We start from the raw sequence: 12,598 nt of genomic DNA, 5'->3' as shown, positions 1-12,598 counted from the left end.
CCGGCGCCCTCGGGGCACGGACGTCGCGGACGATGATGGGCCTCGGGGCCCTCTGGCTGCTGGCCGGTCTGCTCGCCGTCCGTCAGGCGGCGGCGGTGCTGCGGCTGCCTCCGGACGAGCGGCTGACCGACCTGGAGACCTGGATCGGTGAGGAGGGTGTCCTCCATGTGGGCGGTTCGCTGTACCACGGGGACGCGTTCACCGGCACTCCGTTCTCCGGTCTGGTGCTCAAGCCGCTGACCCGGGCCGCCGAGCAGAGCCTGGGCGTCGCCTGGACGTTCGGCACCCTGCTGCTCGTCGTCGTCCTCGGGCTGACCGCCGCGCGCGCCCTGCCGGGGCCGGTCTCCCGCCGCACCGCGCTGCTGGCCGCGCCGCTGGCGATCTGCCTGCTGACGCTGTCCCTTCCGGTCCGCAACACCTTCACGCTCGGTCAGACGAGCATCATTCCGGTGCTGTTGGTCGTGCTCACCGTGCTGCCGCGGACCTCAGGGCGGCAGGCGGGCGTGCTGATCGGCGTGGCCGCGGCCCTCCAGCCCGCGCTGCTGCTGTTCGGCGCCGTCCTGTGGCTGCTGGGGCGGCGGCGCTCGGCCGGGCTGGCGGGCGCGACGTTCGCCGTGTGCACCGCGCTGGCGTGGGCGGTCATGCCGCGCGACTCCGTGTCGTACTGGGTCCATCACCTCGGCGGCGCCGGGCTCGGCGAGCCCGCGGACAGCCTGGCCAACCAGTCGCTGCACGGGCTGCTGCTGCGCATCGGTCTTGAGGGGCCCGTCGAGCTGGTGCTGCTCGCGGTCCTGGCGGTGGCGGTCGCGGTCGTCGGCCTGCGCCGCGCGGTGCGGTACGCACGGGACGGGCAGCTGCTGCTGGCCGCTGCGATCACCGGCTGTGTGGCGCTGGCGGTCTCGCCCACCTCGTGGCAGTACCAGCAGCTGTGGATCCTGCTCGCGGTGGTCGGCCGGGTGGGCCGCCGGGCCGCCGACCGGCTGGTGTGGCCGGTGCTGGTGGTGCTGGTGATGACGCTGAGCCGTACCGCGCTGCTGCCCGACCTCCAGATCGCCGGGCACATCGGCTACAACGCGCCGCTGCTGGCCGCGCTCGCCGCGGCCTGCCTGGTGCCGTTCGTCTCCCGGACCTCCCCGCAGTGGGACAGCCCGGAGCCGACGCCGGTCCAGGAGCCGCACCGCGGCCGCTTCGCCTGGATGCCGCTGCTGCGCTTCGTACGGCGGCCGCTGTCCCGGCCGAATCTGCTGCTGGAGCTGATGTTCATCCGCGTCGGCTACTTCGCGTACTCGTGGATCCGGGCGCACGCGCCCGACGAGCGCAGCGTCGCCGAGGGCCACGGCCATGAGGTGCTGGCCGTCGAGCGCTTCCTGCACATCGACATCGAGCACTGGTTCAACCGGCTGGTCGCGGACACCCCGTGGCTGAGGGACTGGATGAACTGGTACTACAGCACCTTCCACTTCCTCGTCCCGCTGTCCCTGCTGGGCTGGCTGTATCTGCGCCGCCCCGCGACCTACCGCTGGGCCCGCACCCCGCTCGCCTTCGGCACGATGCTCGCGCTGGTCGGCTTCTGGCTCTACCCGCTGGCCCCGCCGCGGCTGATGGGCCTCGGGTACGTCGACACGGCGCACGGCCCGCAGGATCTGAACAACCCGGACTTCGGCGCGCTCACCAAGCTGTCCAACCAGTACGCGGCGATGCCGTCGCTGCACGTGGGCTGGTCGCTGTGGTGCGGGGTGGTGATCGCGCTGGTGGCGCCGTACCTCTGGATGAAGATCCTCGGCATGCTGTATCCGCTGTTCACGGTCGCGGTGATCGTCGGCACGGCGAACCACTACGTGCTGGACGCGGTCGGCGGCGCGGCGGTCGTCGCGGCGGGATTCGGCCTTCAGTACGTGCTGCTCGGGGTCGGCCGGAAGCCCGCCGAGGAGGCGAACGGCCCAGTCGGCGAGATGCTGTCGGCGGGCGCCCGGGGCGTACGGGAGCGCGCGCGGGCGCGGTTGCGGAGGCCACGCGCCGGGGAGCCGGACGCAACGTCGCAGGTCGCGGAGATCCCCCATCCGACGGAGAGCGCGGAAGCGGCCGACGCCTCGCGTTGAAGGGGCCGGTGCACCGGTCTAGCGTGGGGAAAAGCGGTATAAAACGCCAGGAAGTCTCGGGGGTCCCGACCGAGGAGGGATCTGAGGATGTCCCTGGTAACGGCGGCAGCCGCAGCGCTGGCCGCATCGATGACCGTCATCTCTCCCGCGGTCGCGGCGCCCAGCGCCACGGCCGACCCGCACCCGTCGCCGAACCCCACGGCGTTCGTCCTGGAGAAGTTCCGGCCGGCTTCGGAGGCTCACGGCACCAGTGGTGCGGTGACGTACGACAAGAAGCTGGTGCCCACGTCCGCGGTGGTGCTCGTCGCGGAGGTGCGGATTCCGCACGGGAAGTGGCACGGCGAGATGGGGGAGCACGAGATGCAGGAGCACGGTGAGCACGGGCAGCACTGGAAGCACGGGATGCCGCCGAACGGCACGTTCGTCTTCCTGGCCCTGCGCGGGGTCGCGCCGAACCACCACTTCGGGATACACGTGCACACCAGGTCGTGCGGCACCAAGCCCGATTCGTCCGGCCCGCACTACCAGAACGTGAAGGACCCGAAGCAGCCCTCCACGAACCCCAAGTACGCCAACCCGCGCAACGAGATGTGGCTCGGGGCCACCACCAACAGCAGCGGTGACGCCCGCGCCAAGTCGCTGGTGAAGTGGCACTTCAGGGCCGGTGAGGCGCGCTCGGTGGTGATCCACGAGCATGGCACCGCCACGCAGATGGGCAAGGCGGGCATGGCCGGAAACCGGGTGGCCTGCATCAACGTCCCGTTCAAGTAGCGCGGTCGGTGAGGGCTACGCGTAGCTCACCCGCAGCTCCTTGATCCCGTTCAGCCACGCCGACCGCAGCCGCCGCGGCGCGCCGGTGAGGCGGATGCCGGGAAGGGTGTCGGCGATCGCGTTGAAGATCAGCCGGATCTCCAGTTCGGCGAGGCTCTTGCCGAGGCAGAAGTGCGGTCCGCCGCCGCCGAAGCCGAGGTGGGGGTTGGGGTCGCGGGTGATGTCGAAGACCTCGGGGCGGTCGAAGACCTCGGGGTCGTTGTTGGCGGAGGAGTAGAACACCCCGACCCGCTGGCCCGCCCGGATGGCCTGGCCGCCGAGGGCGGTGTCCTGGGTGGCGGTGCGCTGGAAGGACATCACGGGGGTGGCCCACCGGACGATCTCGTCGGCGGCGGTGGCCGGGCGCTCGCGCTTGAACAGCTCCCACTGTTCGGGGTGGGTGAGGAAGGCGTGCATGCCGTGGCTGATGGCGTTGCGGGTGGTCTCGTTGCCCGCGACGGCCAGCAGCAGGACGAAGAAGCCGAACTCGTCGGAGCCCAGGTTGCCCTCGTCCTCGGCGGCGACCAGCGCGCTGACGATGTCCTTGGCGGGGCACTGCTTGCGGTCGGAGGCCAGGTTCATGGCGTACGAGATCAGCTCCATGGCCGACTCGGCGCCGATCTCCTCGGTGATGGCCAGCTCCGGGTCGTCGTACGCGACCATCTTGTTTGACCAGTCGAAGATCTTGGACCGGTCCTGCTGGGGGATGCCGATCAGTTCGGCGATGGCCTGGAGGGGGAGTTCGCAGGCGATGTCGGTGACGAAGTCGCCGGTGCCGTTCTCCTTGGCGCCGGCCACGATGCGTACGGCGCGGTCGTGGAGGGCGTCCTCCAGGGAGCGGATCGCGCGCGGGGTGAAGCCGCGCTGGACGATCTGGCGGACCCGGGTGTGCTCGGGCGGGTCCATGTTGAGCATGATCAGCTTCTGGACCTCGATCTGGTCGCGCTGGATGTGCTCGTTGAAGCGGATGATCGCGGTGTTGCGGTGGGAGGAGAAGATCTCGGGCCGGGTCGAGACCTCCTTGACGTCGGCGTGCCGGGTGACGGCCCAGTAGCCGTCGTCGTCGTACCCGGCGATGCCATGCCGCTGGGGAATCCAGGACACGGGGGCCGTCTGTCGCAGCTGGGCGAACTCGGGGAGTGGCACCCGGTGCTGATGGAGGTCGGGGTCGGTGAAGTCAAAGCCTTCGGGGAGCGCTGGACAGGACATCGGCCACCTCCGGATCTGACGGCCTATCAGAAAGTGTCCAGAAGGTAGTAACGGGTTCTACAAGTAGCAAGGGCCACGGCACGTCTTCTTGAGGCGGACGCCTCAACTCGCCCTGTGCACAACCCTTGCGCCGTCAGGCCGGGCCTCAGCAGACTGAGAGAAGAACTAGAACGCGTACTAGTTCTGACGCGGGCGCGCTGCCGGGAGCCCCCGCGGACGCGATGGAGAAGAGGACGAGTCATGGCCGCGGAACCCGTCATCGTCGAAGCCGTACGCACCCCGATCGGAAAGCGCGGAGGCGCGCTCGCCAATCTCCACCCCGCGTATCTCCTCGGTGAAACCTACCGCGAACTCCTCGCCCGCACCGGCATCCAGCCCGACTGCGTCGAACAGATTGTCGGCGGCACGGTCACCCACGCGGGAGAGCAGTCCATGAACCCCGCGCGCACCGCCTGGCTGGCCATGGGGCTTCCGTACGAGACGGCGGCGACGACCGTGGACTGCCAGTGCGGCTCCTCCCAGCAGGCCAACCACATGGTGGCCACCATGGTCGCCACCGGCGTCATCGACATCGGCATCGGGTGCGGCGTCGAGGCCATGTCGCGGGTGCCGCTCGGCAGCGGCTCCAAGCACGGTCCTGGCAAGCCGTTCCCCGAGGAGTGGAACGTCGACCTCCCCAACCAGTTCGAGGCCGCCGAGCGGATCGCCCGGCGGCGCGGGCTCACCCGCGAGAAGGTCGACTCCCTCGGCCTGGTCTCCCAGGAGCGCGCCGCCCGCGCCTGGGCCGAGGAGCGCTTCAAGCGCGAGACCTTCGCGGTGCAGGTGCCCACGACCGAGGAGGAGCAGGCGGCCGGGGAGGGCATGTGGCGGGCCGTCGACCGGGACGGGGGGCTGCGCGACACCAGCATGGAGGCGCTGGGTGGGCTCAAGCCCATCATGCCGACCGCCGTCCATACGGCGGGCAACTCCTCCCAGATCTCGGACGGCGCGTGCGCGGTGCTGTGGGCGTCCAAGCGGATGGCCCGCGCGCTGAAGCTGCGGCCCCGCGCCCGGATCGTGGCCCAGGCCCTGGTCGGCACCGATCCGCACTACCATCTCGACGGTCCGATCGACGCGACCCGGGCGGTGCTGGGGAAGGCCGGGATGACGCTCAAGGACATCGACGTGATCGAGATCAACGAGGCGTTCGCGTCGGTCGTGCTGTCCTGGGCGCAGGTCTTCGAGCAGGATCTGGAGAAGGTGAACGTCAACGGCGGCGCCATCGCGCTCGGCCACCCGGTGGGGGCGACGGGCGCGCGGCTGATCACCACGGCGCTGCATGAACTGGAGCGGGCGGACAAGGAGTTCGCGCTCATCACGATGTGCGCGGGCGGGGCGCTGGCGACGGGGACGATCATTCAGCGGCTTTAGGGATTGGGGCTTCTGCGCTTCAAGTGACCTTCGACCGGTGGGCGACATGATGCGGCACGTCATGCGGTCGGAGTCGAAGGGAAGCGACGACATGTCAGCTCGCCGAATGCTCACCGGTACGTTCCTGGGGCTGGGAGCCCTGCTCATGGTGTCGGCCACGGTCGCCCCGGCGGCCGGCGCGGCGCCGGTCCCCGTGACCACGCTTGCCTGCGACGGCGACACCTACAAGTGCACGGCCGGGCTCCAGTTCGGGGACGGCAGGTGGTTCGCGGACTGGAATGCGAACGTGTTCCACCAGAGCGCGGCCCGGGCGGTGTCCGCCGAGTCGGAGAAGTCGGTGAAGGCGCCGGTCCCGGTGACGACCCTCAACTGTGACGGTGACACCTACAAGTGCACGGCCGGGCTGCGGTTCGGCGACGGCCGATGGGTCGCGCAGTGGGACGCGCGGATCTTCCACCAGGCGGCGGCGAGGTCGGCAGAGGCGGGTAAGTCGGTGAAGGCGCCGGTTCCGGTGACGGCCCTGAACTGCGACGGCGACACCGGCCTGTGTACCGCCAACCTCCAGTTCGGTGACGGCAGGTGGGCCGCCCAGTGGGGGGCCAGGATCTTCCACCAGTAAGGGACCTTTGACGGGCGGGCCCGGTGCGTCGCGCACCGGGCCCGCCCCGTCGTACGCCCTACGCCGTCATGGCCGCTCGAACGCCACCGGCGCCTCGAACGCCGCCCGGCGCGTGGCGCGCCGCAGCGCGCCCAGGATCGGCCCGCCGAGGGTCAGGGTCAGCACGACCGTCACCACCGCGCGCGGCAGGTCCCAGCCGAGCGAGGTCGCCAGGCAGTACGCGACGAAGCGGGCCAGGTTCGCGCCGAGCGCGTCGCCCGGCACGTAAGCGATTCCCGACGACATGCCCTGCATCAGCGTCCAGCCCTGGAGGTTCATGGCCGTCCCGTACGCCACGGACGCGACCGCCCCGTACGCAGCGAGCAGCGCCAGCTCGCGGCGGCCGCGCAGCCGTCCGGCGCCGGGCAGCAGCCCCGCGCCAAGAGCGACCCACCCCATCGCCAGCATCTGATACGGCATCCACGGCCCGACGCCGCCCGTGAGCAGCGCCGACGCGAACATCGTCACCGAGCCGAGGACGAACCCGAAACCGGGGCCCAGCACCCGCCCCGAGAGCACCATCAGGAAGAACATCGGCTCGATGCCCGCCGTGCCCGCGCCCAGCGGCCGCAGCGCGGCGCCCGCCGCCGCCAGCACCCCGATCATCGCGATGGCCTTCGCGTCCAGACCGGTGTCGGCGATCGTCGCCACGACCACCGCCAGCAGCAGCGGCAGCAGCGCGGCGAACAGCCACGGCGCGTCGGCGGCGCGGGCGGCCACCCCGGAGTGGGCGGGTGCGAGGAGCGGCCAGGTGAACGCGGCGACGCCGATCGCGGAGACGAGCGCGAGGGCGACGACCGAGCGCGGTCCGAGCCGGACGGCGCGTACGTGTGCCCGTGCCTGAAGCCCGGTCATCGCGCCCGCTCCAGCGCGTCGCGCACCTGCGGCACGGTCAGCCAGGGCAGCGGCGCGAGGATCTTCGCGACCTGCGGGGCGAACGCGGGGGAGGACATCACGACCTCCGCCGTCGGACCGTCCGCGACCACCTCGCCGTCGGCCAGGATGACGACCCGGTGGGCGAGTTCGGCGGCCAGTTCCACGTCGTGCGTGGCCAGCACGATTGCGTGGCCGTCCGCCGCCAGCCCGCGCAGCACCCGGGTCAGCCGGGCCTTCGCCGCGTAGTCCAGGCCGCGCGTCGGCTCGTCCAGCAGCACCAGCGGCGGGCGGGCGGTGAGGATGACGGACAGCGCGAGGGCGAGCCGCTGCCCCTCGGACAGATCGCGCGGATGGGTGCCGTCCGCGACCTCGGGCAGCAGGCCCCGGACCAGCTCCCGGCAGGTGCCGGGCGCCGCGCCCGCGTCCTGGTCGGCGGCCGCGCACTCGGCCGCCACCGTGTCCGCGTACAGCAGATCGCGCGGCTCCTGCGGTACGAGGCCCACGTGGCGCAGGAGTTCGGCGGGGCGCGTGCGGTGCGGCGCGCTGCCGTCCGGCCCGACGCGAACGGTTCCGGCGGCCGGTTCGTGCATCCCGACGAGCGCGGCGAGGAGCGTCGACTTTCCGGCCCCGTTGCGGCCCATCAGCGCCACCGTCTCGCCGGGGTGCACCGACAGGCCCACGTCGTGCAGCGCCTCGACGCGCCCGTGCCGTACGGAGAGCCGGTCGGTCTGGGCGGTGGGTGCCGCTTCTTGTGGTGCGGGCGGTGCGTACGGGGTGAGCGGGGCCAGCCGCTCGCGCAGCGCCCCCGCCTTGCGGCGCGCGTCCCGTACGGACAGGGGGACGGGGGCCGTCCACCCCGCGAGGCCGCCGAGCGCCACCACCGGCGGCTGCACGGGCGAGACCGGCATGATCTCGGCCGGTTCGCCGACGACCGGGGCCGCGCCGGGGGCGGGCAGCAGGATCACCAGGTCCGCGTACTGCACCACCCGCTCCAGCCGGTGTTCGGCCATCAGCACGGTCGTCCCCAGGTCGTGCACCAGCCGCTGCAACACGGCCAGCACCTCTTCCGCGGCGGCCGGGTCGAGCGCCGAGGTGGGCTCGTCCAGCACCAGGACCCGCGGATGCGTGGTGAGCACCGAGCCGATCGCGACCCGCTGCCGCTGCCCGCCGGAGAGGGTCGCGATGGGCCGGTCGCGCAGCTCGGCGAGGCCGAGGAGGTCGAGGGTCTCCTCGACGCGGCGGCGCATGGTGTCGGGCGGCAGGCCCAGCGACTCCATTCCGTAGGCGAGTTCGTCCTCGACGGTGTCGGTGACGAAGTGGGCGAGCGGGTCCTGGCCCACGGTGCCGACGACGTCGGCCAGTTCGCGGGGCTTGTGGGTACGGGTGTCCCGCCCCGCGACCGTGACCCTGCCGCGCAGGGTGCCCCCGCTGAAGTGCGGCACCAGCCCGGAGACGGCGCCCAGGAGTGTCGACTTGCCGACTCCGGAGGGGCCGACGAGCAGGGCCAGCTCACCCTCCGGAACGGTGAGTTCCACCCCGTGGAGGGCGGGCCGGTCGGCGCCGTCGTAGACGACGGACACCTGCTCGAAGCGGATCACTTCGTGACCTCCTCGGTCGTGCGGTCGGGGGCAGGGGCCGGGGCGACGAACGCCGGGAGCAGCCCCAGCAGCACGCCCGCCGCCGGCCACAGCGGCAGGTCCGGCGCGGTGAGCGGGACGGCGGGCGGGTTCAGGGACCCGGGCGCGTACGAGGCGGCCCGGACCATCAGCGCCGCGACCGCCACCCCCGATCCCGACACCAGCCAGGCCCGCACGCCCCAGCGGTCCGGCCGGTAGCGGCTGCGGACCGAGCGGCGCCCGCCCAGCCACAGCCCGCCCAGCGCGGCGGCGAGCCCGGCGAGCAGCAGCGGCAGCCCGTAGGCCGCGCCCTCCGGGGTGAGCAGCCCGTACGTACCGCAGCAGACGCCGAGCAGCCCGCCCAGCGTCAGCGCGGCCGTCGTACGGCGCACCGCGGGCGGGACCTGCGCGGTGCGGCCGTAACCGCGCGCGTCCATCGCCGCCGCGAGGGCCACGGACCGCTCCAGCGCGCCCTCCAGCACCGGAAGTCCCACCTGGAGCAGCGCCTTCATCCCGCGGTCGGGGCGGCCGCGCAGCCTGCGCGCCGCGCGCAGCCGCTGGACGTCCGCCACCAGATGCGGCGCGAACGTGCATGCCACGACCACCGCCACGCCCGCCTCGTACAGCGCGCCCGGCAGCGACTTGAGCAGCCGCGCCGGGCTGGCCAGCGCGTTCGCCGCGCCGACGCAGACCAGCAGGGTGGCCAGCCTCAGCCCCTCGTACAGCGCGAACACCAGCCCCTCGGCCGTGACCCGCCCCCCGATCCGCACTCCCTGCGCCCAGTCGGGCAGCGGCACCTCGGGCAGCGTGAACAGCACACGGGTGCTGGGGATCGGCGAGCCGAAGAACAACGCGAAGAGGAGCCGGATCGCGAGCACGACCAGCCCGAGCTTGAGGAACGCCGCGTACGAGCGCGCCCAGGGCGCGTCGGTGCGCCGCACGGCCACGACATAGCCCGCGACGGCGACGATCAGCCCGAGCAGCAGCGGATTGGTGGTCCGGGAAGCGGCGGTGCCCAGCCCCAGCGCCCACACCCACCACGCCCCGGCGTGCAATGCGCCCCCGCGGCGTGGGGTGGGCGCGCCGCGCCCCCGTCCGGGGGCGCGCTGGACCGCGCGGACCGCGGCCGACCCCACCCCGTTCACGTCCGGCGGCGGCGGGTCTGCCAGGCCGCCGCTGCGGCGAGGGCCACGACCACGGCCGCGCCGCCTATCAGGCCGGTCGACGGGCCGCCGTCGTCGCTCGTGCCGTCCGCCGTCTTCCGCGCGGTCACCGCCTCACCGCAGCCCGACTTCGGGTAGTTCGCGATGGCGCACAGCAGCGCGGAGGAGTTGTAGCGCAGCGGCTTCGCCACCGCCGCCAGGGCCTCCCCGGCGGTCGCGTCCTCGCCGACGCGGGCACACGCGGTGCGGGACTTCGGGGGCGTACGGCCGTCCGGCGCGTCCTTCGGGGCGCCGAAGTCGAGGACGACCGCGATCCGTTTCGTGCCGTCCTTGGCGGGCGTGCCCGCGTCGCAGATCGCGGCGTAGCGGGCCGTGCCGCGGGGGCGGGCGGCGTCCTGGGAGTCCTCGCTGACGGCGAAGCGGAAGCCGATCATGTCGCCGTCGCCTGGGCGGGCCGCGGAGGGGCCCTGCGACGCGTACGTCCAGCCGCCGCCGTCCCCGCCCCGCTGCCAGAACGACCAGTAGCGGTATCCCTCGGCCTGCGCGGGCGCGGCGACGGCGAGCACGGTGAGTACGGCCGCGAGCGGCAGCAGTACGGCGCGGCCGACCATCAGGACTGCTGCCGCTTACGGCCGCTGAACAGGAAACCTATGCCCATACCGGCCACCGCGCAGCTTCCGACGATCCACCAGACGCTGCCCTTGCCGTCGTCGTCCTTTTCGTCCTTCGCGCCCTGCTGTTCGGCAGGCTTCGGGCCCGTGGCGTTGAGCTGCTGTACGAGGTCGGCGTCGCCGAAGTGCCGGGGGTCCGCACCTGCCGCGTGTGCCGCGAGCACCAGCTTGGCCAGCGCGCCCGGGTCGCCCTTCGCCCAGGCCGCCGCGCCGCTGTCCTTGCCCTGGAGCCACTGCAACGGCCTGGCGGCCGCCGCGCTGTGCTGACCCGCGGCGAGCGCCGTGATCGCGTCGGCGGTGGCGCCGAAGTCGGGCTGGGCCTTGGCGGCGCCGGGCGTCGCGGACTTCAGGTGCATGCCGTTGCCGGACATGGTGGTGGAGAGATAGGCGAGCGCGGCCTCGGAGGCGTCCTCCGGCGCACGGTCCGCACCGCCGCCCTTCCCTCCGCAGGCCAGCGGCTCGGGCTTCTTGCCGTCGTCCTTGCCGACCGGGTCGATGGCGAGGCCCGAGCCCCGGGTGGCCAGCGCCGCGCTCACGGTGGCCAGATCGTTGGCGGCGGGCGCGCCCTTCCCCGCGGTGTACGCGAACGCGCCCCGCTGCCCGGCCTTCGCCGAGCAGTCCAGCTGGAGCCCGAGCAGCGCGTCGTACGGGGTCTTGCCGCTCGCCGGGGCCGCGACCTCCACCGGATCCAGACCGGTCGCGGCGAACGCGCCGACCGCGACCGAGGTGGAGTTGGCGTCGCTCGTGCCGCCGGGGTTCATGCCCCAGCCGCCGTCGTCGTTCTGGGTCCGCTTGAGCCAGCCGATGCCCTTCTCGACCGCCGCCGACCGGCCGCCCACCGCGGCCAGCGCCTGTATCGCGGCGCCGGTCGCGTCCGTGAACTCGCCCTTCTTCGGGTCGCACGCCTTCCCGGTGTCCGCCCGGTACGCGGCGAAGCCGCCGTCCGCGCACTGCTGCCCGGCGAGCCAGTCGATGGCCGACTTGGCCGGTTTCACCTTGACCGCGTCCTGGGCGAGCAGCGCGAGCGACTGCCGCCACACCCCGTCGAACTTGGGGTCCTTGGTGCCGTACAGCCCCTCCGGGCGCTTGGCGTCGTCGCCATGAGCGGCGGGCGCGGCGGTCGCGCACAAGGCGGCGGAGATGGCCAGGGCCGCGACGCTGCGGCGTACGTTCATGGCGGGCGTGCCTCTCGATCAGGGGCGTGACGCAGCCACGCACGGCCGCCCACCCACGTATCGGAACGCGGTGGCACCGGGCTCAGCTCCGCATCCCACGACGGTGCCGCCGCCGGACACCCGGACGGCGGGAGCCTCCTGCGTCGCGCCCGCCCAGGTGCTCCGGCTCGCACTCGCCCGCGCGGGCGCGTGCTCACGGTTGCGGGTCAGCGCCGGACTTCCACCGACTTCCCCTGATCGAACGCGGATGAAGTTCTCCCGCCCACTTTAACCGGACGCTTCACCCGCTGACGACGCCGCGGTCCCGTCCGCCCCGCCCGGCCCGGCCGTGGCAACTCCAATGGGGAATGGCCAAGTTGAAAAATCGGGCCGCCAGCCTCGCCAACAGAATTGGTAACGCGTCGAAAACATCGTTGTGAAACGAGCGTGAAGGTCGTTTCGGCAGGTTCGGCCCGGCAAAGAGAGGCCCATGAGCAACCCCCATGGCCACATCGCGGATAACGCTTCTCCGTACCAGCACAACCCGAATGCTCCCTATCAGGGAGATCCCGGTCCCTCCGCCCCCCGACGCCGAGCAGGCAATTCGAGTGGTCGCGGGGCGGATCGGACAGCCTTGATCATTCACAGCCTCGCGGACATCGCCGCCGTTTTCCTGGGGCTGTGGCTCCTGCTGTACCTGCTCGACGCCAACCAGGCGAATGTCTTTGTCGACTTCGTGCACGGCGTGGCGAACTGGCTCGCCGCATGGTCGCAGGACATCTTCACCATGGAACCCGAAGGTGTTCGCGTCTTCTTCAACTACGCCCTGCCTGCGGTGATTTACCTCGCTATCGGCCATGGAGCCGCGGCGTGGGTGCGTCGGCTCTGACCCCGCGCCCGCCGGGGCATCCCCCGCCCGGCGGGGATGCCCC

11 protein-coding genes and 1 riboswitch are annotated in these 12,598 nt (G+C 72.6%); of the genes, 5 read left to right on the top strand and 6 right to left on the bottom strand.

Annotation, left to right across the window (positions count from 1 at the left end):
- Nucleotides 1-35: 35 nt before the first annotated feature.
- Nucleotides 36-2,099 (top strand): bifunctional glycosyltransferase 87/phosphatase PAP2 family protein, encoded by a 2,064-nt coding sequence (locus ACH4TL_RS29050; RefSeq protein ID WP_398322145.1) that lies wholly within the window; start codon nt 36-38, stop codon nt 2,097-2,099.
- Between the two features lie 87 nt (nt 2,100-2,186).
- Nucleotides 2,187-2,870 carry a superoxide dismutase family protein gene (locus ACH4TL_RS29045; protein WP_398321521.1) on the top strand — a complete coding sequence of 228 codons (684 nt, stop codon included), beginning with the start codon at nt 2,187-2,189 and terminating at the stop codon, nt 2,868-2,870.
- Nucleotides 2,871-2,885: 15 nt separating this feature from the next.
- Here the strand turns inward: ACH4TL_RS29045 and ACH4TL_RS29040 are convergent, their stop codons facing one another.
- Entirely contained in the window at nt 2,886-4,118 is a 1,233-nt protein-coding gene (locus ACH4TL_RS29040; RefSeq protein ID WP_398321518.1) for a cytochrome P450, read from the bottom strand.
- Between the two features lie 240 nt (nt 4,119-4,358).
- Here ACH4TL_RS29040 and ACH4TL_RS29035 point away from each other — a divergent pair, with 240 nt between their 5' ends.
- Entirely contained in the window at nt 4,359-5,528 is a 1,170-nt protein-coding gene (locus ACH4TL_RS29035) for a steroid 3-ketoacyl-CoA thiolase (RefSeq protein WP_398321515.1), read from the top strand.
- Nucleotides 5,529-5,619: 91 nt separating this feature from the next.
- A complete protein-coding gene (locus ACH4TL_RS29030; protein ID WP_398321512.1) occupies nt 5,620-6,147 on the top strand; it encodes a hypothetical protein in 528 nt (175 codons plus the stop codon).
- Nucleotides 6,148-6,213: 66 nt separating this feature from the next.
- On the opposite strand, the gene ACH4TL_RS29025 is transcribed toward ACH4TL_RS29030, so the two are convergent.
- The 5 genes from ACH4TL_RS29025 to ACH4TL_RS29005 form a co-directional block, all read right to left on the bottom strand.
- Complete coding sequence (locus ACH4TL_RS29025; protein WP_398321509.1) at nt 6,214-7,041, bottom strand: ECF transporter S component; 828 nt, start codon at nt 7,039-7,041, stop codon at nt 6,214-6,216.
- Nucleotides 7,038-8,660: an ABC transporter ATP-binding protein gene (locus tag ACH4TL_RS29020; RefSeq protein ID WP_398321506.1), complete on the bottom strand. Its 1,623-nt coding sequence runs from the start codon at nt 8,658-8,660 to the stop codon at nt 7,038-7,040. Before ACH4TL_RS29020 ends, ACH4TL_RS29025 begins: the two co-directional genes overlap by 4 nt.
- Nucleotides 8,657-9,733 (bottom strand): CbiQ family ECF transporter T component, encoded by a 1,077-nt coding sequence (locus ACH4TL_RS29015; RefSeq protein ID WP_398322142.1) that lies wholly within the window; start codon nt 9,731-9,733, stop codon nt 8,657-8,659. Before ACH4TL_RS29015 ends, ACH4TL_RS29020 begins: the two co-directional genes overlap by 4 nt.
- Nucleotides 9,734-9,819: 86 nt before the next feature.
- Nucleotides 9,820-10,452, bottom strand: a complete 633-nt coding sequence (locus ACH4TL_RS29010; RefSeq protein WP_398321503.1) for an SCO2322 family protein — start codon at nt 10,450-10,452, stop codon at nt 9,820-9,822.
- Entirely contained in the window at nt 10,452-11,687 is a 1,236-nt protein-coding gene (locus tag ACH4TL_RS29005) for a prenyltransferase/squalene oxidase repeat-containing protein (protein WP_398321500.1), read from the bottom strand. Before ACH4TL_RS29005 ends, ACH4TL_RS29010 begins: the two co-directional genes overlap by 1 nt.
- A gap of 155 nt (nt 11,688-11,842) precedes the next feature.
- A riboswitch (cobalamin riboswitch) is annotated at nt 11,843-11,922 on the bottom strand.
- A 234-nt stretch (nt 11,923-12,156) separates the two neighbouring features.
- Between ACH4TL_RS29005 and ACH4TL_RS29000 the strand changes: the two genes are divergently transcribed.
- The gene (locus ACH4TL_RS29000) at nt 12,157-12,555 is read left to right on the top strand and encodes a hypothetical protein (protein ID WP_398321497.1); all 399 of its coding nucleotides are present in this window, start codon (nt 12,157-12,159) and stop codon (nt 12,553-12,555) included.
- The last annotated feature ends 43 nt before the right edge of the window (nt 12,556-12,598 follow it).

The organism is Streptomyces sp. NPDC021115 (assembly GCF_044333065.1).
Taxonomy (GTDB): Bacteria; Actinomycetota; Actinomycetes; order Streptomycetales; family Streptomycetaceae; genus Streptomyces.
The sequence above is the reverse complement of the archived record's forward strand: the minus strand, read 5'-3'. Positions and strand labels throughout refer to the sequence as shown.

Excerpts from the sequence above, each read along its gene's own strand:
- ACH4TL_RS29050 (WP_398322145.1), top strand. The coding sequence starts at position 36 with ATGGGCCTCGGGGCCCTCTGGCTGCTGGCCGGTCTGCTCGCCGTCCGT.
- ACH4TL_RS29005 (WP_398321500.1), bottom strand. The coding sequence starts at position 11,687 with ATGAACGTACGCCGCAGCGTCGCGGCCCTGGCCATCTCCGCCGCCTTG.
- ACH4TL_RS29030 (WP_398321512.1), top strand. The coding sequence starts at position 5,620 with ATGTCAGCTCGCCGAATGCTCACCGGTACGTTCCTGGGGCTGGGAGCC.
- ACH4TL_RS29025 (WP_398321509.1), bottom strand. The coding sequence starts at position 7,041 with ATGACCGGGCTTCAGGCACGGGCACACGTACGCGCCGTCCGGCTCGGA.
- ACH4TL_RS29010 (WP_398321503.1), bottom strand. The coding sequence starts at position 10,452 with ATGGTCGGCCGCGCCGTACTGCTGCCGCTCGCGGCCGTACTCACCGTG.
- ACH4TL_RS29000 (WP_398321497.1), top strand. The coding sequence starts at position 12,157 with ATGAGCAACCCCCATGGCCACATCGCGGATAACGCTTCTCCGTACCAG.
- ACH4TL_RS29045 (WP_398321521.1), top strand. The coding sequence starts at position 2,187 with ATGTCCCTGGTAACGGCGGCAGCCGCAGCGCTGGCCGCATCGATGACC.
- ACH4TL_RS29035 (WP_398321515.1), top strand. The coding sequence starts at position 4,359 with ATGGCCGCGGAACCCGTCATCGTCGAAGCCGTACGCACCCCGATCGGA.
- ACH4TL_RS29040 (WP_398321518.1), bottom strand. The coding sequence starts at position 4,118 with ATGTCCTGTCCAGCGCTCCCCGAAGGCTTTGACTTCACCGACCCCGAC.